1 pseudogene is annotated in these 316 nt (G+C 41.5%); it reads left to right on the top strand.

From position 1 onward, the window contains the following. Nucleotides 1-316, top strand: a pseudogene (locus AB4512_RS24835) (CadC family transcriptional regulator); the annotation flags it as partial.

Genomic DNA, 316 nt, shown 5'->3' with positions numbered 1-316 from the left:
GTTTAAATACCGCCGCTAATGAATCAAACCAACCACTCGCTGACTCAAATCAATCAACGGAACAAAATCGTCTTAATCAAACAGCAGACAGTCAAAACCTAGATGTCCACAAAGCACACGAATCTGTGCACTACTTGTCTTTAGAGCCTAGATATATCTACGTAAGTATCGATGACAACTTGAAGATGGATGCCTTTAAGCGTGGGATCATCCATAAATTAATGAGCTACTTGACCACCTATCGCGATTTTCGTGTCGTAGTCGATGAAACCTTGGTGCCGAATTCAGCCAACGTGATCAGTTTCAAGAGTGAAAT

This window comes from Vibrio sp. 10N.222.52.B7, assembly GCF_041474275.1.
In the GTDB taxonomy this organism is placed as follows: domain Bacteria; phylum Pseudomonadota; class Gammaproteobacteria; order Enterobacterales; family Vibrionaceae; genus Vibrio; species Vibrio crassostreae_C.
Note: the sequence above shows the minus strand (reverse complement) of the source record. Positions and strands in the feature narration are given on the sequence as shown.